This is a genomic window from Mycobacterium sp. Aquia_216 (assembly GCF_026723865.1).
Classification (GTDB): domain Bacteria; phylum Actinomycetota; class Actinomycetes; order Mycobacteriales; family Mycobacteriaceae; genus Mycobacterium.
In genome coordinates this window covers 185,700-209,631 of the sequence record NZ_CP113529.1, presented here as the reverse complement: position 1 = coordinate 209,631, position 23,932 = coordinate 185,700, and the positions used below count along the sequence as shown (strand labels likewise).

Here is a 23,932-nt window from a genome sequence, read left to right as displayed (position 1 = left end):
CCACATTGATGAAGCGCAACTAAACTCGTGCGGACGATGACTCGCGCTATTGGGCCACTCGGCCTAGACACGAAGATCACCCTGCTGGCTGCCGGCCTCATCTTCTTGCTCGCACTGGTGCTCGGAGTCTGGAAGTACCGCCAGATCATGACGTCCGACGATCACCGGGCGCATCCCTACGTCGATATCTCGCACCGCGCGGCGTTGCTCTACTCGTTCGCGACGCTGCTGATCGCCGCGTTCGTCGACCACGGTGCGCGCCGAGACACCGTCAACCAATTCGAGAAACCGGCGCGAGGAACCGGCATGCTGATGGCCATGCTGATCGTCGGCGAGATCGGCGGCTTCGGGGTGATTTTCGCCGGGTTCATCGCCGGGCAGCTGTGCTGAGCGTGGACGTTTGGCGTTCACCTGCGGCGCCCGGCTCCGCCGCGCTTGCAGTCACCGCGCGGGCACACTGGAGCCATGGACCCGGTAGCCGCCCTTCGGGAGATTGCCTACTACAAGGACCGGAGTCGCCAGGACCCCAAACGCGTCATGGCGTATCGCAACGCCGCCGACATCGTCGAGGGTCTCGACGCCGCCGCACGCGAGCGTCACGGGCAGGCCAACAGCTGGCAGACGTTGCCGGGCATCGGGCCCAAGACCGCGAAAGTGATCGCGCAGGCCTGGGCCGGCCGTGAGCCCGACACGCTCGTTGAATTACGTGCTGCTGCAACAGATCTCGGTGGCGCGGAGGTGCGTGCCGCGTTGCGCGGAGATCTGCATCTGCATTCGAACTGGTCGGACGGCTCGGCGCCGATCGACGAGATGATGGCCACCGCGGCAGCGCTGGGGCATGAGTACTGTGCGTTGACCGATCACTCACCGCGCTTGACGATCGCCAACGGCCTGTCACCGGAGCGGTTGCGCAAACAGCTCGACGTGCTCGACGGGTTGCGGGACACGTTCGCGCCGATGCGCATTCTCAGCGGGATCGAGGTCGACATCCTCGAGGACGGCAGCCTGGATCAGGAGCCCGAACTGTTGGAACGCCTCGACGTCGTCGTGGCCAGCGTGCACTCGAAATTGTCGATGGATTCGGCCGCGATGACCCGCCGGATGGTTCGGGCCGTCTCGAACGGCCATGCGGACGTGCTGGGCCATTGCACGGGGCGGCTCGTCGCGGGCAACCGTGGCATCCGGCCGGAATCGAAATTCGATGCCGAGACTGTCTTCACCGCCTGCCGGGATCACGGCACCGCCGTGGAGATCAACTCTCGTCCCGAACGCCGCGACCCGCCGACCCGGCTGCTCAACCTGGCGCTCGACATCGGCTGCGTGTTCAGCATCGACACCGACGCGCATGCCCCCGGCCAGTTGGACTTCCTGGGCTATGGTGCTCAGCGCGCACTGGAGGCAGGGGTTCCGGTCGACCGGATCGTCAACACCTGGCCGGCCGACAAGCTACTGGCGTGGACCGGATCAAATTGACGGCTCAGACGTGCACCGTTTCCGCTGCCTCGGGAACCGGTTCGTCGCTGCGTGAACGGCTGTGCAGCACGTTGGCGCCGGCCACGGCCGCGCAGGTGGCGGCGGGAATGAGTAGCGCGTATCCACCGAAGCGAGCGCCGAACACGATCCCGGCTACGCCGCCGCCGAGAAACAGCAGGAGCGTCGTCACGAGAATCGCGGCCTTCCATTTTTCGATCCCGTGCTGCCGGCTGCGGCCGAGGATCAGGCCAAGGTCGGTGACGGTCCCGGTGAAGTGAGTGGTGCGGATCGACATTCCGCGAAAGCTCGAGGTCATCGCATTCTGCAGACCGAGGGCCGTCGCGGCGAACATCGCCTGGACCGCGGTCAGCTCGACGCCGAGCGCATCGATCTGCGCCTTGACGAAGGTTTCTTCCACGCCGGCGGCGGCCAGCACGAGCAGCGCCGCCTCGGTAAACAGCACGACGGCATGACGTGGACCCGCCAGGGCCTCGGTGGGTGCGAGAACCGCCCCGGCCATGGTCGCGCCCGCCAGGAAGCCGAACAAGATCGCGGCGAGCACATGGCCCTCATAAAGCCACGGATTGGCAGTGTTCATGCCCAGCTGGGTCGTGATCGCCGTGAGGTTGCCGACCGGCAACGCCAAGATGAGCAGAGCCACCGCGTTGACGAAGCCTGCCGACAACGCGAGGATCGCGCTGTAGACGAGCAGGACGCCTTCGCGAGGCACGCCGCTTTCGCGGGCTTTGTCAGGCGGCGGCATCGTGTTCTGTTACTCACTTTCCGGGTCGGGCTTTCGCCAGCTTACAAGCGGCCCCCTGCGCTCGCTGGGGTCGAAGGCGATCTCAAATCAAGCTCATACGATCGAAACATTATGTGCGAGAAGGGAATTGGGTGAACAGCCGGAGACGGGTCAGTCGGGAAGGTGCGGCATATCTATACCCGAATCGCGCCCGATTAACACCCCGCGGGTGAGGGCGGATTTTCCGAAGCGTGCACGGATCTGGTCGACCGCGGCGTCTACCGCAAGCGTTTCGGTCTGAAACGGCAGCATCAGCTGCTGCGCACCGCTGCGATCGATGCCCGACACCGCAAAACCGACGAGCGTCAACCCGCGTTGGGCGATCGTGGGTGCGGCCGACGCGACCAGCTGTCGGGCGGTGGTCAGAATCGGATGCGTCGACGACGTTGCCCACGGCAAGGTGTGCGAGCGGGTCGCCCGGGTGAAATCGCCGAACCGCAGCCGCAGCACCACGGTGCGCCCGGTGCGCCCGGCGGCCCGCATCCGGGCCGTGATGCGGTCGATCAGATTGACGACGACCGCGTCGATCTCGTCATACGACATGCGATTTCCGGCGCGGCCCAGCGCCCGTTGGGCACCCACGGATCGGCGACGCACACCGGTGTCGACCCGACGGCGGTCGATATTGCGTGACAGTGCATACAGTTGGCGGCCCATCGCGACCCCCAGCACCGACGCCAGCGTCGACTCGCTGAGCTCGGCGACATCGGCCACCGTCGTGATGCCGTGTGCGTGCAGCTTCTCGGCGGTCACCGCACCCACGCCCCACAGCCGGCGCACCGGCAGCGGGCGCAGGAACGCCAGCTCCCGATCGGGGGGCACCAGCAGCAGTCCGTTGGGCTTGGCTTCCTGGCTGGCCACCTTGGCCAGGAATTTCGTGCGGGCGATGCCGACGGTGATGGGTAGCCCGACGTGGTGCCGTACGTCCAGTCGCAGTTGCTCGGCAATCTGGACCGGCGTGCCGGAGACTCGGCGCAGGCCCCCGACGTCGAGAAAAGCCTCGTCCACCGACAGCGGCTCAACGAGCGGCGTGGCGTTGTGGAACACCTCGAACACCGCGTCGCTGGCGCGCGAATAGGCGGACATGCGCGGCGGCACCACGACGGCGTCCGGGCAGAGTCGGCGCGCCTGCCTGCCGCCCATCGCGGTACGAACGCCGTAGGCCTTGGCCTCGTAGCTGGCGGCCAGCACCACCCCGCCGCCCACGATCACGGGGCGACCGCGCAGAATCGGGTCGTCGCGCTGCTCTACTGACGCGTAAAACGAGTCCAGGTCCGCGTGCAGGATGGACGCATCGCACCGCACGAACACATGTTCGCACTGGGGTGTGACAACTAGCCCGATTCGCCGTAAATGCTGCTGAGCCAGATGTGGGTGAGGGTGTCGACGACTCGCTCCGCCTCGACCGCCGGCGTCTCGGCGGACAACGCCGCCATCATCGTGCGCTCGTTCATCTGGTTGAGCGAGGTCGCCAGGTCTGCGGCCGGGATGGTGTCCGGTGCGGCGCCGCGGTCCCGCTCGGCGACGATCATGGCCGCCGTCTGGTCGATCCATTTCTGCATGAATCCGGACCACACCGTCCGCAGTTCCGAGTTGGTGGTGAGCGCCTCGGTTGCGGTCCGGGCCACCGCACGGTGCGTGCTGAATGCGGTGAAAAACGCCTTGATGCCGTTGCGCCAGACCCGACGCGGGTCCGTCGGCAGCCGCTGCACCGCGCCGTCGAATTCGGAATCGGCACGCGTGATCACCGGCTCGAGCAGAGACAGCAGAACCGCCTCTTTTGACTTGAAATAGAAGTAGAACGTCGGACGCGAGATGCCGGCGCCTTTGGCCAGGTCATCGACCGAAATGTCGGCCAGTGAACGCTCCTCGAGCAGCCGCTCGGCGGTGGCGAGGATCGCCTGCTCGCGGTCGTCGCCCGAAGGGCGGATGGCGCGGCGACCGCGCAAGGCACGAGTCGGGCCGACGGCTGTCACGCTCGTTACTTTACACACGGTTGAGAATTTCGACAGTATGTTGACTAGCTCGACACCACGTTGATAGCGTGGCCGCATGACTGAGCACCTTGACGTCGTCATCGTGGGCGCCGGCATCTCCGGCGTGAGCGCGGCCTGGCACCTGCAAAACCGATGCCCGACCAAGAGCTACGCGATCCTGGAACGTCGCGACGATCTGGGCGGCACCTGGGACTTGTTCAAATACCCCGGCATTCGGTCCGACTCGGACATGTTCACCCTCGGCTTCCGGTTCAAGCCCTGGCGTTCGGCGAAATCCATCGCCGAGGGCGCCGACATCAAGGCCTACATCAACGAAACCGTCGACGAGAACGGCATCGATCGGCACATCCGTTACCGCCACCGCGTCGTGTCCGGCGATTGGTCGGATGCCGACAACCGCTGGACCCTGACCGTCGAGAACGACGGCCAACAGCGGGACATCACGTGCTCCTTCTTGTTCGCGTGCACCGGCTACTACAACTACGACGAGGGATATTCGCCGACGTTCCCCGGCGCCGAGGACTTCGAGGGCACGATCGTTCATCCGCAGCATTGGCCGGCGGACCTCGACCACACGGACAAGAAGATCATCGTCGTAGGCTCCGGCGCTACCGCGATCACGCTGATTCCGGCCCTGGTGAACTCCGGTTCCGGCCACGTGACCATGCTGCAGCGGTCGCCAACCTACATCGGCTCGCTGCCGTCGGTCGATCCCTTCGCCGAGCATGCCAACCGGCTGCTGCCGCCCCGCCTGGCGCACCTGGCGAACCGCTGGAAAGCCATTGCGTTCAGCACCTTTCAGTACCAGCTCGCGCGGAAACGCCCGGCCTACATGCGCAACTTGCTGATGACGATGGCCCAGCGGCGCCTGCCCAAGGGTTACGACGTCGAAAAGCACTTCGGACCGAAGTACAACGTGTGGGACCAAAGACTCTGCCTGGCCCCCGACGCCGATTTTTTCCGGACCATCCGGCACGGCAAGGCGGACGTCGTCACCGACACCATCGACCGGTTCACCAAGACGGGAATCAAGCTCACCTCGGGCGAAGAGTTGCAGGCCGACATCATCGTCACTGCAACGGGATTGAATATGCAACTGCTCGGCGGGGTGCGGCCCACCAGAAACGGTGAGGCATTCGACCTGACGTCGCTGATGACCTACAAGGGGTGCATGTTCTCCGGGGTGCCGAACTTCATCATCACCTTTGGATACACGAACGCATCGTGGACGCTGAAAGCGGACCTGGTTTCCGAATTCGGCTGTCGACTGCTGAACCATATGGACGCCAACGGTTTTGAGACTGTCGAGCCGGTGCGCCCGGGCAATGATGTCGACGAACTGCCGTTCATGGATTTCAATCCCGGCTACTTCCAGCGTTCGGCGCACCTACTTCCCAAATCCGGCTCGCGCGCACCGTGGCGGCTCAGGCAGAACTACTTGTTCGACATGCGAACGATCAGGCGCGGCAAGATCGACGACGAGGGCCTGCAGTTCTCCAAAAAGCGTGCACCCGTGGCAGTTTAGCGCGCGACGACAACCACGCCGTCGTCGTCGCTGTAAGCGATCTCTCCGGGTACGAACGTCACTCCGCCGAGGCTGACCTCGACGTCGCGTTCGCCGTCACCGGTTTTGGTGCTCTTGCGGGGATTGGTGCCCAGCGCTTTGATGCCGATGTCGATGCCACGCAATGCGGCGGCGTCACGCACCGCGCCATTGATGATCAACCCGGCCCAGCCGTTGGATCGGGCGAGTTCGGCGATGAGGTCCCCGACCAGCGCGGTGTGCAATGAACCGTCGCCGTCGATCACCAGCACCCCGCCCACATTCGTTTGGGAAAGTACGGATTTGAGCAGTGCATTGTCCTGAAAACAGCGCACGGTGCTGATCGGTCCGGCGAATTCGGCGCGGCCGCCGAACTGGCGGAACTGAAGATCACAGCTGCGTACGTCAGGTCCGATGTTGTCAACGAGATCGGCGGTTGCTTCGAATGACACGGTCATCAGCGCCGCCGCAGCTGCCGGATCAGCAGGATCGCCAGCAGACTCAGCGCGACGGCCACTGCCAGCGGCAACGCCGACTGGGCCGGCACCGACCGCGCAATGTCGGCGGCGACCGGGTTGTTGGCGCCTTCTACCGCTGACTTCGCTTGCGCCGCGGCATCCTTGGCGGCCGCGGCGACTTCACCGTCGGACTCGATCCGTGGCTGTGGATCGTGCTGTGCCTCCGGCGGTTTCGGGGGCGTGGGCGCGGGGTTTTCGGCGGGCACTTTCTTCGCGGCTGCTTTTTTCGCGGGAGCCTTCTTCGCGACGGCCTTTTTGGCGGGAGCCTTTTTCGCCGGTGCCTTCTTGGCGGGTGCCTTCTTCGCGGCCTTGGCGGGGGGCGCCTGCTCCGGCGGAGGAGCTGCGCCGTTGGATTCGCTGTTGGGTTGATCTTGGGGGTCTGCCATGCGGCCGCTCCTTCGCAGCTTGCTCTCGGCCATTTCTAGCGCCACAAAAGTTACTCGGCCCCCATCATGCCAGCACGGGCTATTTCGCCGTGCCGGCCAGGCCAGTCAGGGCTTGCGGCGCAGGGTCCACAACAGGCCCGCGCCGACGATGGTCACCGCGACCGCGACGAACGGCCAGACGGGAATGCCGTCGCCGGAGCCGCTGGTAGCGGCGGCGGGGCCCGGTGTGCCGGTACCGGCCACCGTCAGCCGAAAGGACCACGACCCGGAGACCACATGGCCATCGGCAGACGTCACCCGGTAGTTCACCGTGTAGGTGCCGGCCGGTCCCAGTGGGCGCAGCCCGATGCCGACGACCGCGCCCTGCACGGTGGTGTCCCCGGTGGACCAGACGTTGCCGTCCGGGCCGACGACGGTCATGGCCGCGAAGGTGGTCTGCAATTGCTCATTGAAGGTCGCACTGACTCGGTGCGGCCCGGTCGCGAGAATCGCATCGTCGGGCGGGTCGGCGGATACGCGGGTGGCATGTGCCGACGCGACCTGGGCGGTCAGTATTGCGGTCAACGGCATGCCGGCGAACAGCAGGGCCGCCCAGGCGACGACGGCCAGCCGCCTCATGTCCGGGGGCGGCGTACCAGCACCAGGACGATGCCCAGCGCGGCCACAACCAGCGCTGCTCCGCCCAACACGCGCGCGATGTTGTCGGCCGACACGGATGTCGGCGTGCCGGCGTGGCCGGCGGGCATGCCCGAATGGTGGTGTTCGTGTGAAGTGGGAGGGCCGGCGGTGAGTGTCAGCATGGGTGCCGGGTGCTCGGGCTCACCGCCGTCGGGCAACGGTTGCTGATCCCACTTCACGACCGATCCGTCGGCGTAGGTCTGGGTGGCCGGGAAGCTGACGGTGTCGGTGTCGGGCAGCTGCACCGATATCCGGAACAGCGCGAACTGGTCGACTCCGATCCCGCCGTTGGGGGCGGCGGTCCAGGTCACCGAGTGAACGACGCCCGATGCCGCGTCGCGGTCGAGCTTGGCCGTCCACCCGGGCATGGCTTCGGTGCGCGCGGACGCGACGTCGGGAAGGGTGACGGTCAGCGCCGTCGTTGCGGCGCCCTTGTCGGATTCGTTGGGCACCTGAAAGGTCACGATTGCCATGGCGCCGCGGGTCGCGTTGTCGCTGCTGGCGTGGACGTGCGCCCACGCCGGCGGGGTGGCGCCTGAGGCGCCGAGGTAGAGCGCCGCGGCGGCGGAGATGACGATCAGAGCGCGCGAAATCCACCTGTTGTGGAAAGGCATGTCAGAACACTACTTTCAGGTCAATCCGAGCCGAGCCATCAGATCCGCCTCGATGCCGTCGAGTTGTGACGAGATCGCCGAGTGCGCCGCGCGCCGGCGCGCCGCGGGCATGTTCTCCGCGGCGGCGACGGCCGCCGACAGATCGGTGAGCCGCTCGGAGATGGCGGCCCCGAACTGCTTGGTTTCTGCGTCCTTGGGTTTCTTTTCCTGCACCATCCGCAGGGATTTCTCCGAGCCGGCGATCCGGGCCGACAGCTGGGCGCCGTGTCCGGAGAACTGGCCGATCTGCGCCAACGGAATCCCGAGCTGATCCGCGCGACGCTGGTTGATCAACGCACGGGCGGCCATCGCCGCCCGGTAGATCACCGGCGTCAGGATCGGCACCAGCAGGCGCGATACCGTCAGCACCCGCCGGATCCGCGTCGGCGACAACACCTTGCCCTCCCGCGCCGCCTTGAGTTCGGCCTCGGCGACCTTCAATGCCGTGCGGTCGCTGTCGCGCTGCGATTTGATCTGCGCCTTGAGGGCCTTGTCGGCGGCGCGGCGGTCGTCCCTGAGCCGGCGCGCGTGGTTCTTGGCGGTGAGCTTGGCCTCCAGCTTGGCGCGGGCCTTGATCGCACGGGCCTCGGCGCGACGCGTCGCGCGACTCTTTCGCTTGCGAAACAGGCCCATTCCCGGCCGCCTCCCGGTATCTCGTGGACTATCGCTGGTGCGTGCGCGCGATCCGTGAGCCAACCCTAATCGGAGCTGGCGGGCGGCAGCCCTTCAGGTCGGGGTGGGCCGCGGTAGCCGACTAGGCGTCGAGGTGTTCTGCGCGGCGCAACTCGTCGACACGCTCCACGATGTCCTGCTGGGCTTGCGCGGACAGCCCGACGGCACGCAAGGCGATGCGACGCACACCGTCGTCGCGCAGCGAGGCCATCCAGGCCAGCTCCTTGTCGAGCTTTTCGTAGTACTCGTCGTCGGTGAAGTAGGCCGATTTGATGCGGAAGAAGTTGGCCAGGGCGGCCATGGTCGCTGACGACGGGTTCGTGCGGTTGCCGGAGCGTAGCTGCGACAGATAGGGAGCCGACATTGTGATGCCCTCCGCCTTGAGTGCCGCGATCACCTCGGCGGAGGTGTGCGGCCCACGCCCGGGTGGATACACGGTGTCGAACAAGCGATTCAGGCGGGCGGAAAACGTCGTGCTCATCGATATGACCTCCACTGGGCTGTAGAAGCGAAACTATTTACCTAAGTGTATTTGCTGATCATGGTAGCGAGTGTTTGTGTCCACAACCAGGTGCAAACGGGGGCGGGTTCGCTGGTGGCGGTCGTGAGGTTCGCTGTGTCCACACTTGACGAGCGTCCAACTAAATCACGGCAGTGTCCATAAAGGGAACAAAACTCACAGGTTATCCGCAGAAAGCAAGTTCGGTGTACCGGCATTTCGGCGTCTGGTCGACGGGGTGCGCCACGGCCGAGCGGAGGGTGCCCGGCGGATACCTCGCAACGGGCAGGCAACGCGGACTCATTGAAAGCCTACTTTGCTGCCGAGTCGGATATTGGCCGCGATAACGGGGGAAGAGTGCACCAAATGGCCCTCAGAGATACCTCTGGGGGCGACTGCCGGGATCGGCGGGCGTCGGGGGGAGGGTGCCGCTGCACCTTAGACGGTTTCGGGTGACCTCCCGACGAATGAAGCTTCAGTATGGCGTCGCCGCAAAGTTTGCGCCGTCGTCGCGGATCCGGCAGCCAGCGCCACCGCCGCGGTCACCGCGATGGCCACCGACCGCCAGCCCAGCGCGCTGTCGAACAGCATCCACAGGCCGAACATTCCGAACAGCACGCTGGCCACCTGGTGCAGCAGCTGCTGGGGAAGGCGGCGGTGCAGCAGCACCCCAGCGCCGATCGCCAGCGCGTCGGCCAGGACCATGCCCAGGGTGCTGCCGATCCACACACCGGCCCAGTCGTGATCGCTGGCCAACGTCATCGTCGCCAAAGTCGTCTTGTCACTCATTTCGGCGAGCGCGAACGACGACACCACGGTCAGCAACGCGAAGCGGGGCTCGGGCGCGCTCGAGACGCCTTCGTCGTCGGCAACGCTCTCGCGCCAGGCCCACCCGGCGAAAATCAGGAACGCCGCCGCCGACGCAAAGGCCATCGGGCGCGCCGGCAGCGTGGCGCCGAGGAAATGACCGATCGTCACCGAGACCCCGTGCACGCCGAACGCGGCGATCGTCACGCCCGGCAGCACCACCCACCACCGGAAGCGCAACGCGTAGGTCATCGTGATCAGCTGCGATCTGTCGCCCAGTTCGGCGAGGAAGACCACGGAAAGACTGACGAGTGTCGCGGTAAGCATTGGGGGATGACCTTTCGACGCGTCGTCGACAACCGCTGTGGTCACCGAACACCGGTCGAAGGTCTCGCCCACCGATCCGTCGGGATCGGTTCGCCGGCCGGGCTATTCGCCAGTATGTCGACGCGACGATTCGGGGCTACTCCCCTTCGCTAACGGTCCCAGGCTAGCGGGCAAATCGTGGGCACGCCAGGAAGAGCGGCAAGTTCGGACACCCGTATCTCCGGATTCGGGCACTGGGATTAATCGATTGAATTCTCTTATGCCGCAAGCAGCATGGCCAGAATCGCGGTGTCAGGATGGCTGATGGGATCGACGCCGACGCGGCTCACCATGGACGTGATGGTGCCGTCGGCCTCGGCTTCGACCCACGCCGCCCGGTGCTCTAATCCCAGATACGGTAACCCCGGCAGCAGGACACATCCCGACGCCGCTCCGGTGCATTCCGGCAACGACGGCGTGGTTTCTGACGGGGGATGCAACATGAGCAGTGCGGGAGGTTGATGAGCCGCGAAATACCCTGGCTGGATTGCTGATTCACCGAACACCGTGCCCTCGGCCAGCACCAGGCCGACGGTGTCCGGCTCGGGCTCGTCGGGCAATTCCTCACGAGCACCGAATACCGTTGTGGTGGAGAGCAACCCGGGTAGGGACGCAACCCGCACGGCGACCATCAACAGCTGCGCCCACTCCTTGGTCGAGTCAGGCCAACGGCCAGAGATCACAAACCCTTTGAGGGCACCACGAGCGTGGAAGGGGGCAACCCCTATTGGCTGGCCTGACCCAGTTTCCATCTCGACCTCCGCGCGACGTCGCCGTCCGAAATAACCACGCTGGTAGCTCGAATAATTCAGAATGCCTGCGGTTTAGGCGCGTTGCAACTCGACACGGCCACTGGCGCTTGCCTTTCCTGAACTGAGCCAGCGGGGTCGGGATAAAGGTAAGGGCGCCACGCAGTCCCGCGTGACGCCCCAGCCTCGTGAGAGGGTCTCAGCCGAAAATCAGTCCCTTGGTCTTCGACGTTGCGGCCGCGTAACGCGACTGCACATCTGCCCAATTGACCACATTCCAGAACGCCTTGACGTAGTCGGCCTTGACGTTCTTGTACTGCAGGTAGAAGGCGTGCTCCCACATGTCGACCTGCAGCAGCGGGATGATGCCCAACGGGACATTGGCCTGCTGGTCGTACAGCTGGAAGGTCAGCAGCCGGTCGCCGAGGGTGTCGTAGCCCAGCACCGCCCAGCCCGAGCCCTGCAACCCGTTGGCCGCGGCGCTGAATTGAGCGCGAAACTTATCGAACGACCCGAAAGCATCGTCGATGGCGGCACCAAGCTCGCCGGTCGGCTTGTCCCCGCCGTTGGGCGACAGGTTCTTCCACCAGATCGAGTGGTTGACATGACCACCCAAGTGGAACGCCAGGTTCTTCTCGTTCAAGAAGATCGCGGCGTGGTCGTCGTTAGCGCGCGCCTCTTCGAGTTTGGCTATGGCGTCGTTCAAGCCCTTGACGTAGGTCGCATGGTGCTTGCTGTGGTGGATCTCGTTGATCTGACCGGAGATGTGTGGTTCCAGCGCTGCGTAGTCCCAGTCCAAATCGGGCAGGGTGTATTCAGCCACGTTATTCCTTTCCTCGATGATCGTCTTAACGCGCATTCGCACGGAGTCCGCCACGCGACAGGCTCAGCCTAATCAACCCTGCTCCATGACCGCGCGCGCCGCAAGGACGACCCCTGCGGGCCGCACCGCCGAATACCCGTTCGGAGCGGTTTCAAGAGGAAATAATCAAGACAAAACAATGAGGGCGAGAACCGCGAGCAATGCCAGCGCGATCAGGCCGGCACGCAAGGCGGCGACGCTGTAACTGTGGTTCCAGGCAGGCGATCCGGAATACGAGTTCGACGGGGCCGCGGTACCCGGACCGAACGAGTGCATCGCCATCAATTGCCTTTCACCTGTCGGCCACCTCGTGCGAGTGAGGTGAGTCACAACATTTTTCGTGATCGCGATCATAACCCTTTGTGATGGGGTTGGAAAATGTCTCGCTCGATAACACGTTGAGCTGCGAATTTGTACTGGCAGTCGGCGATAGGGCTCGTTCGGGATGCAAGGGAGTCCGCTCGCGAATCGGCGGATCCGATCGCTGTGCAACGAGGCAGTCATTCGCTCGGCTACTCGTCTGGCCTGTCGATGGCGCATCACAAATGCCCGGCGTTATCCACAATCGGGGCCAGGGTGAACCGCTAGTGGCTGATCGATTGCGTGTGTTCCCCAACGACTCATGTGGATAAACCTGTGGAAACTGTGGATAGCCACCAAGTAGCTGTGACCGGCGTAACAGGTGTCGACCCGGGCGCCGGAGGCCGGTGGGCCGGCGCAACGGCGAGGTTTGCGAAGCGCCCCGTGGCAGGTAATTCGGCGGCGTGTTCGCCCTTCCAGAGGGCTGCGTCGCAGCGGCCCGCAACATCCCCGGGGCTACGCTGGTCCGGTGATCCAGGTGTGCTCCCAGTGCGGCACTCGGTGGAACGTGCGCGAGCGGCGGCGCGAGTGGTGCCCCCGCTGTCGGGGAGCGCTGTTGGCGCCGCTGGCGGATGTTCCGGCCCCCGATCCCCGATGGAGCACGCACGGCAGCCCGTCGGCGGTCGTTCGGTCCCCCGCGCCGCAACGGACACCGCCGCTGTTGCCGCCGGGTTTCCGATGGATCGCGGTGCGCCCGGGCGCCGCGCCCCCCGCGCGGCGGGGACCGCGGTCATTGGGCCCCACACCCCGCTACGCGGTGATCCCGCGTTGGGGTTTGACCGACCGCGTGGAGCAGACCCCGGCCGGCGCGGAAGTTTCGGCGCGGACCGGCCCGTCGGCGGCAGCGGTGCGCCTCGTGCTGTTCATCAGTGTGCTTGTGCTCGGTGCTGCAGCGCTGGTGTACGTCGCCCGCTACATCCTGTTGGTCTTCAACCGGAAAACCTTGCTGAACTCAATCGTGGCGACGGTCGCGGACTGGTTGGGCGATCTGGCCAGTGTGGCGGCGCTGGGGGCGCTCATTGCCTCGGGTGTGTTTCTGATCCGGTGGCTGATTGCCCGGCGGGCTGCGGTGTTTTCGCATTACGGCCTGTCCGATCACCGATCAGTTGCGGCGTTGTGGGCCGGTTGCGTCGTACCGTTCGCCAATCTGCTGTGGGCTCCGGTTTACGTCATCGAGCTGGCCGCGCTCGAAGACCACTACGGCCGGGCGCGGCGGCCGATCGTGGCGTGGTGGATCGCTTGGATCGTCAGCTACGTGGTTTCGATCTGGGCCATCGTCAGCAGCTTCGCCACGGACGCCCAAGGTATCGCGAACAACACCGTCCTGATGGTGTTCGGATACCTGTTTGCCGGGGCGACACTGGCCGCCGTCGCCCGAGTTTTCGAGGGATTTGAACGCAAGCCCGTCGCACGGCCCGCGCATCGCTGGGTCGTGGTGACCCCGGATCTCCCGGATCACTCCGGCGAGCCCGCCGCTGCTCCGGTTGAGTTGAAGGGGGAGGAACCGGCAGCATAGGGGAATGACGTGGGCCGAAGGGGTGCTCGCCGGGCATCCTTTTGTCGTTGCCCACCGAGGTGCATCAGCATCTCGCCCCGAACACACGCTCGCTGCGTACGACCTAGCGCTCAAAGAGGGCGCCGACGGTGTCGAGTGCGATGTGCGGCTGACCCGCGACGGCCACTTGGTGTGTGTCCACGACCGCCGACTGGACCGGACGTCTACCGGCGCAGGCCTGGTCAGCACGATGACCCTCGCGCAGTTGCGGGAGCTCGAATACGGCGCCTGGCACGACAGCTGGCGGCCCGACGGCACGCAGGGTGACACCAGCCTGTTGACGCTGGATGCGCTGGTGTCGCTGGTTCTTGACTGGAACCGGCCGGTGAAGATCTTCATAGAGACCAAGCATCCGGTCCGGTACGGCTCGCTGGTGGAAAGCAAGGTGCTGGCGCTGCTGCACCGCTTCGGTATCGCCTCGCCGGCCTCCGCCGATCGGTCGCGGGCGGTGGTGATGTCGTTCTCGGCGGCGGCGGTCTGGCGTATCCGGCGAGCAGCACCGCTGCTGCCAACGGTGCTGCTCGGCCGCAATGCTCGCTACCTGACCAGCAGCGCGGCCACGGCCGTCGGTGCCACGGCCGTCGGGCCTTCGGTCGCCGCGCTGAAGGACTACCCGCAGCTGGTGGATCGCGCCGCGGCCCAGGGCCGGGCCGTGTACTGCTGGACCGTCGACGGGTACGACGACATCGACTTCTGCCGGGACGTGGGGGTGGCCTGGATTGCTAGCAATCACCCCGGCCGCACGAAGATGTGGCTGGACAACGCGCGGACCATCGGGGGCAGGGGCTAAACCGGAGAGACGAGGTGGCCACCAGCGGCAGGTGGCGCACTCGCGCTGAGGGCCTGGGTAGACACCTCGCGGGCGACGAAGTTCTCCAGATCGAACAAGTTGGCCCCGGCGCGATCGGACACCGTCACCAGGGTTTTCATCACCGCTACCTCTTCGACCTGCTCTTGCAGGAACCACTGCATGAACTGTTCGCCGAGATAGTCACCCTCGTCGCGAGCAACCCGCGCCAGTTGGGTGATTTGGTCGGTGACGACGCGCTCCTGCTCGAGCGCCAGGACCAGCGCGTCGCGTGGTTGGTCGAATTGATTGCGTACCGCGTCGACGCCCGAGATCTCGACGTGCACGTCACGGTCGAGCAGATGCTGGACCAGCATCATCGCGTGATTGCGTTCCTCGATCGCGCGCCCGTAAAAATGCTTCGCCAATTGCGGAAGTTCGGCAGCGCTAAAATAAACGGCAATCGCAACGTATTGCTGAGAGCTGGTGAATTCGTGAGAAATCTGTTCCTGGAGTAATGAGTGGAACTTAGACTTGGGGGCATCGGTTTCGGTCATGGCAGCAGCTTAGCGCAGGTAGAAGGCCGCTGCAAAGGGCGCGGACCGATCCAGAAAAGTTGCTAATCCGATGTATGCGCTATTTGTTCAGGCGAGTTTTACTTAAGTAAAGAAAGGCCATATCGCCTCGCCCACATTTTGGGAATGCACGGAGCATAAGCGCCTCGAATCCCTACGACTGGCCGTCGAGTGCGATGGCGGGCACCGCCGCGTCGGCGGCCAGTGCGTCGAACAGCTTGCCCGCCACGTCGTGATTCCACACCACCACCGAGCCGACGTTGTTGCTGGCGAAATCGGCGATCGGAACGGTGAGTGTGGTGGTGGATCCGCCCAACGCCCAGCCCAGTCGAGCCAGGTCCCACACATGATCGCCGTCGCCGACCGTCAGCGCGTCGGCCGCGGCGTGCGGTATCGAGTACCAGCGCCACGGGTTGAGCCACACCGACGGCTCGGCGGCGCGGTGCAGCAGGGCCGAGATGAACTGCCGCTGGTTGACCATCCGGTCCAGATCCGCGCGGGGGGTGTCGCGGGTCCGGACATATCCGAGCGCGTTGCGACCGTTGAGCTTCTGGCAGCCGGCGGGCAGGTCGATGCCGGCCAATGGGTCGTTGATCGGCGCGGTCGGACAGACGGTGATGCCGCCGAGGGCGTCGACCAGGACCGCGAACCCGCTGAAGCCGATCTCGGCGTAGTGGTCGAGGCGCAGCCCGGTGGCCTGCTCCACCGTCTGGGTCAGCAACGATGCCCCGCCGATCGCGAATGCGGAGTTGATCTTGTCCTTGCCGTGCTCGGGGATCGGCACGAACGAGTCACGCGGTATCGACACCATCGTCGTCGGCGTGCTCGAACCCGGCGCGGGGATGTGAATCAGCAGGATGGTGTCGGTGCGACCGCTACCGACATCGCCGCCGGTGGCCAGATTCTCCTGCTGTTGGGCAGACAGGCCGTCACGACTATCCGACCCGACGAGCAGCCAGTTGGTGCCACGGCCGGCCCCCGGCCGATCGGGGTAGCTGGTCAAAGCCGGTTTGCGGTGCAGCGTGGTATCCAGCCAAATGGCGGCGCTCAATACGCCGGCGCCGACCAGCAGCAAACCGATCGTCAACATGGACGCGATGATGCGGCCCCAGCGGTGTTTTTTGCGCTTGCGGTGCACTCCCGGCACGGCGGCCGGTGTCCCCGAGCGGCCGCGTGGGCGCGCGCGCGATCTCGGCTTCACCGCTGGTGCCAGATGGCCCGGGGCCGCCTTAGCGGCGGAAACCGGTGGCGAGACACGGGGGAGCGGCACGGTCACGTCGGTTGCCGACGGCGGGACAGTCGGGCGGCGGTGCAGCACCGGCGGCGGCTCGGGACGCGACTGCCGCGGTGGGATCGAACGTGTCGGCCGTCCCCGGTGCGGTGATCGGTCGCCGTCCACCCGGCTAACTTACGTGCCCCACTCGGTGCGGCCATGCAGAAACACCTGCGCCGCGGACCCCGATCGGCTAGGGGCGAGCGCGCAGGCCGTTGATGAACGGGCAACCCATCAGCACGCGAATGGCCTGGCTCAACCCGGTCATGTCATCGACCGGTTTGTGGAAGGGCAGCCGGATGTCGTGGTCGCCGTCGCTGCCTTCGACGCGGAACCGCACGCCGTACCGGTCGAGCCCCAGCGGGCGGACCTGTCCGCGCCGTAACGGCGCCGGCAGCCGGGATACCAGGCGTGCGACCACGTCGCTGTGGGCGTTGTCCAGGTGCCACAGCAGGGTCGACTCCATCTCGCAGAATGGGTCTGGCCGGGCCGCGAGCAGGTCCTCGACGCTGACGGGCTCGGCGCCGGTGGCGTCGGTCACCACGACCGACGCGATCTCGAGACGCAGCAGTGTGTACCGTTCGTCGCCCGGGGCGGGCGCCGCGCATTTCGGTGTATCGACTTGCAGTAGCGCCGGACGCGGACACTCGCTGGCGATCACATCGAGGGTCGGGTTGATCTCGGCCAACGGGACCCGTTGCAGGCGGCCGCGAACCCACACCAGCGAGCGGACCGGCTCCCGCAAGGGAAGCGGCGCGTAGTCGGTCAGTTCGAGCAGAGCTTGGGAGCCATCCACCCGGTCATCGGTGGCGTTGTCGATGGGCAGCGCGACGGCGAAGGAGCCGTCGGGCAGAAGGTGATGCACCGGCGTGGATACCGGGTCCTCGCGCGCATCCCTGTTCTCGATGGCCAGGAGGGCGCCGCCGGCCCGAGCGCAGGCGCTGCGGATGCGCTCGGCAGTCGTCGGCGCGGCGCTGGTCAGCGGTAACATCGTTCTCCTTCGATCCTTAGGTAAGCCTAAGTTAACTTAGATCGAAGGGCGAAGCAAGGCCTGCTTTCGGATATACGCCACTAGGGTTGTGGTCGTGGTCGGCATCACTTACCTCGGTCCCGAGGGGACCTTCACCGAGGCGGCGCTCCTGCAGATGACGTCCGCCGGTCTGATCCCCGACCAAGATCTGGGCCCGGTGCGGCGGTTGCCGGTCGACAGCACACCCGCGGCGCTGGAGGCGGTCCGCAACCGTGACACCGAGTACGCGTGCGTGCCGATCGAGAACTCGATCGACGGCTCCGTGGTGCCGACAATGGACACCTTGGCCAACGGATCGCCGCTGCAGATATTCGCCGAGACGACGCTGGACGTGGCGTTCAGCATCGTCGTCAACCCCGGGCTGGGAAAGGACCGCAGCGCCGGCCAGGTTCGGACGGTGGCGGCATTTCCCGTGGCCGCGGCCCAGGTGCGCCGCTGGCTGGCCGCCAACCTGCCCGGCGTCGAACTACGGCCGGCGTACTCGAACGCCGATGCCGCTCGGCAGGTGGCCGAGGGCGAGGCCGACGCCGCGGTGACCTCGCCGCTGGCGGCCGCGCATTGGCAGCTCGCGGCCCTGGCCGAAGGCGTGGTCGACGAACTCAACGCCCGTACCCGCTTCGTCCTGGTGGGCTTGCCGGGGCCGCCGCCGGTTCGCACCGGCGCCGACCGGACGTCGGTGGTGTTACGGATCGAGAATGCGCCGGGCGCGCTGCTCGCCGCGCTGGGCGAGTTCGGCATCCGCGATATCGACCTCACCCGAATCGAATCTCGGCCGACCCGAACCGAACTCGGCACCTACCAGTTCTTCGCCGACTGCGCGGGCCACATCGACGACGATGCCGTCGCCGAGGCACTCAAGGCGCTGCATCGTCGTTGTGTGGATGTGCGGTATTTGGGTTCCTGGCCCACCGGCCCGGCGGCGGGCATCGGGCCACCACCACCAGACGAGGCGTCGCGCTGGCTGGCGCGGCTGCGGGAGGGCAAACCTGAGCAGACCGAAGCTTCCGGCGGGGGGATTTGAACAATGAGTGGTCGGTTGGTGCTACTTCGGCACGGCCAGTCCTTCGCCAATGTCGAGCGCCGGTTGGACACCCGGCCGCCCGGGGCAGATTTGACGCCGACGGGACGTGACCAGGCCCGGGCGTTCGCTCTCGAGGCCGGACGGCCCGCGCTGCTCGCGCACTCGGTGGCCAACCGGGCGTCGCAGACGGCCGCGGTGATCGGCACCCAGGTCGACGTGACGCCGCGCGAATTCGCCGGCATCCACGAGGTGCAGGTCGGGGCGTTGGAAAACCGCAACGACGACGAGGCGGTCGCGGAATTCAATGCCATCTACGAGCGCTGGCAGCACGGCGAACTCGACGTGCCGTTGCCGGGTGGCGAGACGGCCAGCGAGGTGCTGGATCGCTACGTCCCAGTGCTCACCGACTTGCGAATGCGCTACCTCGACGACCACGACTGGAGCGGTGACATCATCGTCGTAAGCCACGGCGCCGCGATCCGGCTGGTGTCCGCGGTGCTGGCCGGAGTGGACGCAAACTTCGCGCTCGACAACCATCTCGGCAACGCCGAGTCGGTGGTGTTGGCGCCGATCACCGACGGGCGGTGGAGCTGCGTGCGGTGGGGAACCCTGACACCGCCGTTTTACCCCGAAGCGGAGGCCACTCCGGTCGCCGACGCGGTTCGGTCAGGCACCGATCCGATGGGCTGATCTAGACAGCCAGCGCGACCAGTTCCGTGCAGGTGCAGCCCACGGCGTCGCAGTCGATGGCGAACGTGTGCGCGAGCAACTCGGGACTGACGCAGTCCGGCTCGGTGCACTCCGAACGGCGCAATGAGTGGTGAATGATGGTGCCGTGGCAGTGTTCGAGGCCTGCCCGGCAGTCGCGGCATGCTGCGCTCATAAACCGTTCCTAGCACCAGGTCATGACAAATCCGCGCTGCCGCGCCCGGATGCCGCCGGATTATCAGCCCCAGCCCAGTTCTTCCAGTCGGTCGTCGTCGATGCCGAAGTGATGGGCGATTTCGTGGATCACCGTGATCGCCACCTCCTCGACGACGTCGTTGTCGGATTCGCAGATGTCGAGCAGCGCCTCGCGGTAGATCGTGATGGTGTCCGGCAGCGCGCCGCCGTAGTCGGAGTCGCGTTCGGTCAACGCCACCCCTTCGTAGAGTCCCAGCAGTTCGGGGTCGTCGGGGTGGCGATCCGCAACGAGGATGACGACGTTGTCCATGGCGGCCGCCAGCTGGGCGGGGATCAGGTCGAGTGCGTCGGACACCAGTTCGTCGAACCGCTGCGGATCCATCCGCACGGCCACCCGGCTAACCTCCCGGCACCGGCTCGGCTGGCGGGGGCGCCCCGGGCGGGGGTGCGTCCGGCATGGGCGGCGGTGCCTGGTTGGCCGGTGGCGCCGGTGCACCACCGTCCGTCGGCGGCGGTAGCTGATCCTGCGGCGCCTGATTGGCCGGCGCCTGCGAAGCGGTCGCGCGCGGTGGCGTCACCACCGGCTGCTGTTGGGGCAGGTGCTGATTGCCCGGGGGCATCTCCGGCGGGGTGTTCGACTGCGCGGGCGGGCTAGCCGGCACCCGGACCGGAATCGGCGGCAACGTGAGCCGTTCCTCGGGAATGTCGGGTGGGGGTACCGGTGCCTGACCGTTGATCAGCAGCTGACCCTTGGCGCTATTGACCAGGGTGGCCCAGCCTCCGTTGCCCAGCGTGGCGCCGATGCTGCAGGCGACCTCCCGGCTACCCGCCGACCAACTCGGCAGCGACACCGTCGGGTAGATCAGCGTCAGCGTGGTGGTGCGCAACTTGACCGGCGCGAGGTAAGCGTCGGTCATCTTGGTGCAGGCGTCCTTGATGTAGGCGTCCTGCTCGGGTTCGGCCGGCAGCACACCCGGGAACCTCTCGGCCAGGTTGACCGTGCCGGTGACCTCCATCGCGTGCGGGGTCTTGCAGTCCACCGGGACGTCGACGGGCTGGTTGGCCGCCGAGTCGATGCCTAGGCAGGTGCCGGCGGGCCAGACCTTCGACTGGTCGACGTCGGCGACCTTGCCCTTGAAGGCGGCTTGTTCGTTGTTCGCGCCGGGCATCTGCAGGCCGCACAACATGCGGCGTTCGCCGGACTGACGCCACGCCCGGTCACCCGCCCACAGCAGGCTGACGCTGTACTTGCTGTTGGGGTCGAACTTGGGGCCGAGGTATCGGCGCACCGCGGCCTCGCACTGCTCCTGGCTGATCTGCTGAATACGCGCCGGCGACGGCGGGGCGGCGGTGGGCCCGTATTCCGAGCCGGGGAAGGTCCGCATATCGATGGACTCGGCGACCTCGAACTTGTGGTCGTCGGCGCACTTGACGATGCTCGCGGCCTCCGGCGTGACATCCGGCCACATCAAACAGTCGCCGCTTTTGGCGCGGTTGAATGCGGCATCGGCCTTAGCTCCGGTGGTGGGCACCGGATTGCTGTCGAGATAGCCGGCAAGCCGGCCCTGACCGGGGCCGCCGACCGGAAGGGCGGTTACCAGGCCGGCGATCAACAGGCCACCCAGCGCGAAGAGGAGCAGGGCCCGCCGGGTCGCGGTCGCCTGCAAGGTGCGCGGCAACTGAAAGGCAGCCAGCTCCTGCTTCGCCTCGGTGGCGGGCGGGCTGGGTGCGGCGACTTCCGTCTCGAGCGTGTCCGACATCGACTCCATTCTGACAGGGCGCTCGAGTTAACGTGACAAACGTTACAGATGTGAGTCCTGGGATTACCTCTGGCGGGTGCTCCGCGCGGTCGGTGCCGAGCCAAAAGTAATCTTGCGGCCGTGATCGACCTCAAACTGCTCCGGGAAGACCCCGACGCCGTCCGCCGCTCCCAACTCAGCCGCGGCGAGGATCCGGCGCTGGTCGACGCGCTGCTGACGGCCGACGCCGCGCGCCGGGCCGCGATCTCGACCGCCGACACGCTGCGGGGCGAGCAGAAGTCCGCCAGCAAGAGCGTGGGCGCCGCCTCGCCCGAGGAGCGGCCGGCCGTGTTGGCGCGCGCGAAGGAGCTCGCCGAGCGGGTGAAGGCCGCCGAATCCGACCAAGCCGATGCGGAGACGGCGTTCACCGCGGCGCACATGGCGATCTCGAACGTCGTCATCGACGGCGTTCCCGCCGGCGGGGAGGACAACTTCGCCGTCCTCGACAGCGTCGGCGAGCCGCCCGCGATCGACAACCCGAAGGATCATCTGGAGCTGGGGGAGTCGCTGGGTCTGATCGACATGGCGCGCGGCGCCAAGGTGTCGGGCACCCGGTTCTACTTCCTCACCGGCCAGGGCGCCCTGCTACAGCTCGGCCTGTTGCAACTGGCCTTGCGGCTGGCCGTCGAGAACGGATTCATCCCGATGATCCCGCCGGTGCTGGTCCGCCCGGAAGTGATGGCCGGCACCGGTTTCCTGGGCGCGCACGGCGACGAGATCTACCGGATCGAGGCCGACGACCTTTACCTGGTCGGCACCTCGGAGGTGCCGCTGGCCGGCTACCACTCCGACGAGATCCTCGACCTGTCCGGCGGACCACTGCGCTACGCGGGCTGGTCCTCGTGTTTCCGCCGGGAGGCCGGCAGCTATGGCAAGGACACCCGCGGCATCATCCGGGTGCATCAGTTCGACAAGGTCGAGGGGTTCGTCTACTGCCGGCCCGACACCGCCGAGGCCGAACACCAGCGGCTGCTGGGCTGGCAGCGCGAGATGCTGGCGCTTATCGAGGTGCCGTATCGGGTCATCGACGTCGCCGCAGGCGATCTCGGTTCATCGGCGGCCCGCAAGTTCGACTGCGAGGCGTGGGTTCCGACCCAGCAGACCTACCGCGAGTTGACGTCGACATCGAACTGCACGACGTTCCAGGCTCGCCGGCTGGCCACCCGGTACCGGGACGACAACGGCAAGCCGCAGATCGCGGCCACGCTCAACGGCACGCTGGGCACCACGCGGTGGCTGGTGTCGATCCTGGAGAACCATCAGCAACCCGACGGCAGCGTGCGCGTGCCTGCCGCGCTGGTGCCATTCGTCGGCACCGAGGTGCTGGAACCGGCTTAGCGGGCTTAGGCGTTGACGGTCTCGCGCTCCCGTGCGTGCCTGCGCTGGCGCTCCAGCGTCGCGAAGTAGAACGCGAAGGCGAACGCGAAGCTGGTGAACAGGCTGGACACGAAGTAAAGCCACGGCCGCTTGAAACCGCGGCGGTACCCGTCAACGATCGAAAACAACGGCAGCAGAATGACATTGGCGATTGTGTAGTCCTGTCCCGCTGAACCCGCGGCGGGGTTGACGAACATCAACTGGATGTACTGCGTCCAACTGCCGGGACCCCAGATCGGGTTGTGCGCCCCGGACAGTCCGTGCGGCGCGTATTCCTGCACAAAGCGGATGTTGAAGTAGTAACCCAGCGCAACGGACGCGATGCCGACGACGTAGTACACGATTTCCAGCGGGGAGAAGAGTGGGCCGCCGGTGGGCGTGGCGAATACCTTCGAGTTCGACTTGACGATCCAGATGATGACAGCCAGTCCGAGTACCGCATGGATGATGAGGGAGACCATGGCCGCAGTCTCACCCCCGCCGCGAAGTTTTGTCAACATTGACACAACGAGTGGAATGACACTGCCAAAGCCTTGGTACCTTACTGAAATGGTCAGGCCCGCTCAGACGGCGCGCAGCGAACGCACGCGCGAAGCATTGCGCCAGGCAGCAGTGGTGCGATTCCTGGCCCAGGGCGTCGAGGACACCTCGGCCGAGCAGATTGCCGCCGATGCCGGGGTGTCGCTGCGGACGTTCTACCGGCACTTCAGTTCTAAGCACGACTTGCTCTTTGCCGACTACACCGGCCTGCACTGGTTTCGTGCGGCGCTGGATGCCAGACCGGCCGAGGAGCCGATCATCGACTCGGTGCAGTCGGCCATCTTCTCGTTCCCGTACGACGTTGACGCGGTGAGCAAGATCGCGGCGTTGCGCCACGACGAGCTCGACCCCGGTCGCATCGTCCGCCACATTCGGGAGGTCCAGGCCGACTTCGCCGACGCCATTGAGGGCCAGTTGCAACGGCGTAGCCACGGGGGCAACGGTGCCGCGGACCCGACGGCCGACCATCGGGTGCACACCGCGGTGACCGCGCGCTGCATCGCCGCCGCGGTGTTCGGCGCGATGGAGGTCTGGATGGACGGCGACGACCGGTCCCTCGGCGAACTCGCGCGGGTGTGCCACGCGGCGCTGGAGTCCCTGCGAGCGGGCATCACCGACTCCTGGATCAGCGCCGGCGCCCGCAAAGTTTCGTCATAATTGACAAAACTTTGCGGGCGTGCGAGCCTCCTTTCCGGAGGGCAGGACAT

28 protein-coding genes are annotated in these 23,932 nt (G+C 66.2%); 9 read left to right on the top strand and 19 right to left on the bottom strand.

What is annotated here, in order from left to right:
• The first annotated feature begins 36 nt into the window (after positions 1-36).
• Both OK015_RS01060 and OK015_RS01055 read left to right on the top strand, forming a co-directional pair.
• Entirely contained in the window at positions 37-390 is a 354-nt protein-coding gene (locus OK015_RS01060) for a hypothetical protein (RefSeq protein ID WP_268128586.1), read from the top strand.
• Positions 391-465: 75 nt separating this feature from the next.
• Positions 466-1,473 (top strand): PHP domain-containing protein, encoded by a 1,008-nt coding sequence (locus OK015_RS01055; RefSeq protein ID WP_268128585.1) that lies wholly within the window; start codon positions 466-468, stop codon positions 1,471-1,473.
• A 4-nt stretch (positions 1,474-1,477) separates the two neighbouring features.
• Here the strand turns inward: OK015_RS01055 and OK015_RS01050 are convergent, their stop codons facing one another.
• The 3 genes from OK015_RS01050 to OK015_RS01040 all read right to left on the bottom strand — a co-directional run bounded on the left by OK015_RS01050 (position 1,478) and on the right by OK015_RS01040 (position 4,251).
• The gene (locus tag OK015_RS01050; protein ID WP_268128583.1) at positions 1,478-2,236 is read right to left on the bottom strand and encodes a YoaK family protein; all 759 of its coding nucleotides are present in this window, start codon (positions 2,234-2,236) and stop codon (positions 1,478-1,480) included.
• 150 nt (positions 2,237-2,386) lie between these two features.
• Positions 2,387-3,586: a DNA polymerase IV gene (dinB, locus tag OK015_RS01045; RefSeq protein WP_268128582.1), complete on the bottom strand. Its 1,200-nt coding sequence runs from the start codon at positions 3,584-3,586 to the stop codon at positions 2,387-2,389.
• Positions 3,587-3,609: 23 nt separating this feature from the next.
• Positions 3,610-4,251, bottom strand: a complete 642-nt coding sequence (locus tag OK015_RS01040; RefSeq protein ID WP_268128581.1) for a TetR/AcrR family transcriptional regulator — start codon at positions 4,249-4,251, stop codon at positions 3,610-3,612.
• 76 nt (positions 4,252-4,327) lie between these two features.
• Here OK015_RS01040 and OK015_RS01035 point away from each other — a divergent pair, with 76 nt between their 5' ends.
• Positions 4,328-5,797 (top strand): flavin-containing monooxygenase, encoded by a 1,470-nt coding sequence (locus OK015_RS01035; RefSeq protein WP_268128580.1) that lies wholly within the window; start codon positions 4,328-4,330, stop codon positions 5,795-5,797.
• On the opposite strand, the gene rraA is transcribed toward OK015_RS01035, so the two are convergent.
• The 9 genes from rraA to OK015_RS00990 form a co-directional block, all read right to left on the bottom strand.
• The gene (gene rraA, locus OK015_RS01030) at positions 5,794-6,273 is read right to left on the bottom strand and encodes a ribonuclease E activity regulator RraA (protein ID WP_268128579.1); all 480 of its coding nucleotides are present in this window, start codon (positions 6,271-6,273) and stop codon (positions 5,794-5,796) included. The two genes, OK015_RS01035 and rraA, sit on opposite strands and share 4 nt — an antisense overlap.
• Positions 6,273-6,719, bottom strand: a complete 447-nt coding sequence (locus tag OK015_RS01025; protein ID WP_268128577.1) for an Rv3852 family protein — start codon at positions 6,717-6,719, stop codon at positions 6,273-6,275. The genes rraA and OK015_RS01025 overlap by 1 nt, the downstream gene beginning before the upstream one ends.
• A gap of 105 nt (positions 6,720-6,824) precedes the next feature.
• A complete protein-coding gene (locus tag OK015_RS01020) occupies positions 6,825-7,337 on the bottom strand; it encodes a copper resistance CopC family protein (protein ID WP_268128576.1) in 513 nt (170 codons plus the stop codon).
• On the bottom strand, positions 7,334-8,011 hold the full coding sequence (locus tag OK015_RS01015) for a YcnI family copper-binding membrane protein (protein ID WP_268128574.1): 678 nt from the start codon (positions 8,009-8,011) through the stop codon (positions 7,334-7,336). The genes OK015_RS01020 and OK015_RS01015 overlap by 4 nt, the downstream gene beginning before the upstream one ends.
• A gap of 15 nt (positions 8,012-8,026) precedes the next feature.
• A complete protein-coding gene (locus OK015_RS01010; protein WP_268128573.1) occupies positions 8,027-8,683 on the bottom strand; it encodes a DUF6474 family protein in 657 nt (218 codons plus the stop codon).
• A 121-nt stretch (positions 8,684-8,804) separates the two neighbouring features.
• Complete coding sequence (locus tag OK015_RS01005) at positions 8,805-9,203, bottom strand: transcriptional regulator (protein WP_268128572.1); 399 nt, start codon at positions 9,201-9,203, stop codon at positions 8,805-8,807.
• 456 nt (positions 9,204-9,659) lie between these two features.
• Positions 9,660-10,355 (bottom strand): TMEM165/GDT1 family protein, encoded by a 696-nt coding sequence (locus tag OK015_RS01000; RefSeq protein ID WP_268132372.1) that lies wholly within the window; start codon positions 10,353-10,355, stop codon positions 9,660-9,662.
• 257 nt (positions 10,356-10,612) lie between these two features.
• Positions 10,613-11,146 (bottom strand): peptidase, encoded by a 534-nt coding sequence (locus OK015_RS00995; RefSeq protein WP_268128571.1) that lies wholly within the window; start codon positions 11,144-11,146, stop codon positions 10,613-10,615.
• A gap of 196 nt (positions 11,147-11,342) precedes the next feature.
• Positions 11,343-11,966, bottom strand: a complete 624-nt coding sequence (locus OK015_RS00990) for a superoxide dismutase (RefSeq protein ID WP_268128570.1) — start codon at positions 11,964-11,966, stop codon at positions 11,343-11,345.
• An 868-nt stretch (positions 11,967-12,834) separates the two neighbouring features.
• Between OK015_RS00990 and OK015_RS00985 the strand changes: the two genes are divergently transcribed.
• Both OK015_RS00985 and OK015_RS00980 read left to right on the top strand, forming a co-directional pair.
• Complete coding sequence (locus OK015_RS00985) at positions 12,835-13,881, top strand: DUF4328 domain-containing protein (RefSeq protein WP_268128568.1); 1,047 nt, start codon at positions 12,835-12,837, stop codon at positions 13,879-13,881.
• Between the two features lie 4 nt (positions 13,882-13,885).
• The gene (locus tag OK015_RS00980) at positions 13,886-14,710 is read left to right on the top strand and encodes a glycerophosphodiester phosphodiesterase (RefSeq protein ID WP_268128567.1); all 825 of its coding nucleotides are present in this window, start codon (positions 13,886-13,888) and stop codon (positions 14,708-14,710) included.
• On the opposite strand, the gene OK015_RS00975 is transcribed toward OK015_RS00980, so the two are convergent.
• From OK015_RS00975 to OK015_RS00965, 3 genes are all read right to left on the bottom strand, one after another.
• On the bottom strand, positions 14,707-15,264 hold the full coding sequence (locus OK015_RS00975; RefSeq protein WP_268128565.1) for a ferritin: 558 nt from the start codon (positions 15,262-15,264) through the stop codon (positions 14,707-14,709). The genes OK015_RS00980 and OK015_RS00975 overlap by 4 nt on opposite strands.
• Positions 15,265-15,436: 172 nt before the next feature.
• Entirely contained in the window at positions 15,437-16,681 is a 1,245-nt protein-coding gene (locus OK015_RS00970) for an LCP family protein (protein WP_268128564.1), read from the bottom strand.
• A gap of 67 nt (positions 16,682-16,748) precedes the next feature.
• Positions 16,749-17,546, bottom strand: coding sequence for a DUF2470 domain-containing protein (locus tag OK015_RS00965; protein WP_268128563.1), 798 nt, complete (start codon positions 17,544-17,546; stop codon positions 16,749-16,751).
• Positions 17,547-17,640: 94 nt separating this feature from the next.
• On the opposite strand from OK015_RS00965, the gene pheA reads away from it, so the two are divergent.
• Together pheA and OK015_RS00955 are read left to right on the top strand one after the other, a co-directional pair.
• Entirely contained in the window at positions 17,641-18,606 is a 966-nt protein-coding gene (gene pheA / locus OK015_RS00960) for a prephenate dehydratase (RefSeq protein ID WP_268128562.1), read from the top strand.
• Positions 18,607-18,609: 3 nt separating this feature from the next.
• Positions 18,610-19,296 carry a histidine phosphatase family protein gene (locus OK015_RS00955; protein WP_268128561.1) on the top strand — a complete coding sequence of 229 codons (687 nt, stop codon included), beginning with the start codon at positions 18,610-18,612 and terminating at the stop codon, positions 19,294-19,296.
• Position 19,297: 1 nt separating this feature from the next.
• Here the strand turns inward: OK015_RS00955 and OK015_RS00950 are convergent, their stop codons facing one another.
• The 3 genes from OK015_RS00950 to OK015_RS00940 form a co-directional block, all read right to left on the bottom strand.
• Positions 19,298-19,489, bottom strand: coding sequence for a hypothetical protein (locus OK015_RS00950; RefSeq protein ID WP_268128560.1), 192 nt, complete (start codon positions 19,487-19,489; stop codon positions 19,298-19,300).
• A gap of 63 nt (positions 19,490-19,552) precedes the next feature.
• On the bottom strand, positions 19,553-19,903 hold the full coding sequence (locus tag OK015_RS00945) for a metallopeptidase family protein (protein ID WP_326498508.1): 351 nt from the start codon (positions 19,901-19,903) through the stop codon (positions 19,553-19,555).
• 4 nt (positions 19,904-19,907) lie between these two features.
• Complete coding sequence (locus tag OK015_RS00940) at positions 19,908-21,278, bottom strand: septum formation family protein (protein WP_268128559.1); 1,371 nt, start codon at positions 21,276-21,278, stop codon at positions 19,908-19,910.
• Between the two features lie 111 nt (positions 21,279-21,389).
• On the opposite strand from OK015_RS00940, the gene serS reads away from it, so the two are divergent.
• Entirely contained in the window at positions 21,390-22,646 is a 1,257-nt protein-coding gene (gene serS, locus OK015_RS00935) for a serine--tRNA ligase (RefSeq protein WP_268128558.1), read from the top strand.
• Between the two features lie 5 nt (positions 22,647-22,651).
• Here serS and OK015_RS00930 read toward each other — a convergent pair whose 3' ends face one another.
• On the bottom strand, positions 22,652-23,146 hold the full coding sequence (locus tag OK015_RS00930; RefSeq protein ID WP_268128557.1) for a DUF2834 domain-containing protein: 495 nt from the start codon (positions 23,144-23,146) through the stop codon (positions 22,652-22,654).
• A gap of 88 nt (positions 23,147-23,234) precedes the next feature.
• Here OK015_RS00930 and OK015_RS00925 point away from each other — a divergent pair, with 88 nt between their 5' ends.
• On the top strand, positions 23,235-23,882 hold the full coding sequence (locus OK015_RS00925) for a TetR/AcrR family transcriptional regulator (protein ID WP_268128556.1): 648 nt from the start codon (positions 23,235-23,237) through the stop codon (positions 23,880-23,882).
• Positions 23,883-23,932: the final 50 nt, after the last annotated feature.

What these genes read in the sequence shown, in the direction of transcription:
- OK015_RS00930 (WP_268128557.1), bottom strand. Translation starts at nt 23,146, where the DNA reads ATGGTCTCCCTCATCATCCATGCGGTACTCGGACTGGCTGTCATCATC.
- OK015_RS00980 (WP_268128567.1), top strand. Translation starts at nt 13,886, where the DNA reads ATGACGTGGGCCGAAGGGGTGCTCGCCGGGCATCCTTTTGTCGTTGCC.
- OK015_RS00975 (WP_268128565.1), bottom strand. Translation starts at nt 15,264, where the DNA reads ATGACCGAAACCGATGCCCCCAAGTCTAAGTTCCACTCATTACTCCAG.
- OK015_RS01055 (WP_268128585.1), top strand. Translation starts at nt 466, where the DNA reads ATGGACCCGGTAGCCGCCCTTCGGGAGATTGCCTACTACAAGGACCGG.
- OK015_RS00965 (WP_268128563.1), bottom strand. Translation starts at nt 17,546, where the DNA reads ATGTTACCGCTGACCAGCGCCGCGCCGACGACTGCCGAGCGCATCCGC.
- OK015_RS01035 (WP_268128580.1), top strand. Translation starts at nt 4,328, where the DNA reads ATGACTGAGCACCTTGACGTCGTCATCGTGGGCGCCGGCATCTCCGGC.
- OK015_RS00925 (WP_268128556.1), top strand. Translation starts at nt 23,235, where the DNA reads ATGGTCAGGCCCGCTCAGACGGCGCGCAGCGAACGCACGCGCGAAGCA.
- OK015_RS01050 (WP_268128583.1), bottom strand. Translation starts at nt 2,236, where the DNA reads ATGCCGCCGCCTGACAAAGCCCGCGAAAGCGGCGTGCCTCGCGAAGGC.
- rraA (WP_268128579.1), bottom strand. Translation starts at nt 6,273, where the DNA reads ATGACCGTGTCATTCGAAGCAACCGCCGATCTCGTTGACAACATCGGA.
- OK015_RS01015 (WP_268128574.1), bottom strand. Translation starts at nt 8,011, where the DNA reads ATGCCTTTCCACAACAGGTGGATTTCGCGCGCTCTGATCGTCATCTCC.
- OK015_RS01005 (WP_268128572.1), bottom strand. Translation starts at nt 9,203, where the DNA reads ATGAGCACGACGTTTTCCGCCCGCCTGAATCGCTTGTTCGACACCGTG.
- OK015_RS00995 (WP_268128571.1), bottom strand. Translation starts at nt 11,146, where the DNA reads ATGGAAACTGGGTCAGGCCAGCCAATAGGGGTTGCCCCCTTCCACGCT.
- OK015_RS01010 (WP_268128573.1), bottom strand. Translation starts at nt 8,683, where the DNA reads ATGGGCCTGTTTCGCAAGCGAAAGAGTCGCGCGACGCGTCGCGCCGAG.
- OK015_RS01025 (WP_268128577.1), bottom strand. Translation starts at nt 6,719, where the DNA reads ATGGCAGACCCCCAAGATCAACCCAACAGCGAATCCAACGGCGCAGCT.
- OK015_RS01060 (WP_268128586.1), top strand. Translation starts at nt 37, where the DNA reads ATGACTCGCGCTATTGGGCCACTCGGCCTAGACACGAAGATCACCCTG.
- OK015_RS00950 (WP_268128560.1), bottom strand. Translation starts at nt 19,489, where the DNA reads ATGAGCGCAGCATGCCGCGACTGCCGGGCAGGCCTCGAACACTGCCAC.
- OK015_RS01020 (WP_268128576.1), bottom strand. Translation starts at nt 7,337, where the DNA reads ATGAGGCGGCTGGCCGTCGTCGCCTGGGCGGCCCTGCTGTTCGCCGGC.
- OK015_RS00955 (WP_268128561.1), top strand. Translation starts at nt 18,610, where the DNA reads ATGAGTGGTCGGTTGGTGCTACTTCGGCACGGCCAGTCCTTCGCCAAT.
- OK015_RS01000 (WP_268132372.1), bottom strand. Translation starts at nt 10,355, where the DNA reads ATGCTTACCGCGACACTCGTCAGTCTTTCCGTGGTCTTCCTCGCCGAA.
- OK015_RS00940 (WP_268128559.1), bottom strand. Translation starts at nt 21,278, where the DNA reads ATGGAGTCGATGTCGGACACGCTCGAGACGGAAGTCGCCGCACCCAGC.